This is a genomic window from Bacillus sp. SIMBA_031, from assembly GCF_046535225.1.
Classification (GTDB): Bacteria; Bacillota; Bacilli; order Bacillales; family Bacillaceae; genus Bacillus; species Bacillus velezensis.
In genome coordinates this window covers 1-250 of record NZ_JAWRXC010000520.1, presented here as the reverse complement: position 1 = coordinate 250, position 250 = coordinate 1, and the positions used below count along the sequence as shown (strand labels likewise).

General features: G+C 62.4%; 1 protein-coding gene. It reads right to left on the bottom strand.

Annotation, left to right across the window (positions count from 1 at the left end; all coding sequences use genetic code 11):
• On the bottom strand, window positions 1-250 hold a 250-nt coding region (locus tag SB724_RS21220; RefSeq protein WP_410572982.1), incomplete at both ends, for a spermidine synthase.

The window sequence follows — 250 nt, the reverse complement described above, 5'->3', positions numbered from 1 at the left end:
CAGAATGAAGCCCCACACGGCGAGAAACGACGGGATCGGCACCTGATAGCTGCTGACCTTGGTGAAGGCCGTCTGCAGCGTCCGGCGAAGTGCGGTGTGGCCCTTGTAGTTGCAGGACGAAAATTCGAGCGCCTGCACGACCAGAATGCCGCCGTCGCGCAGGCAGCCGCGCAGCGAGCGATAGACCTCCTTGGTGTAGAGGTGCTGGGCCGGGCCGTTATCCAGCATGTCCACGACGTCGATGATGATG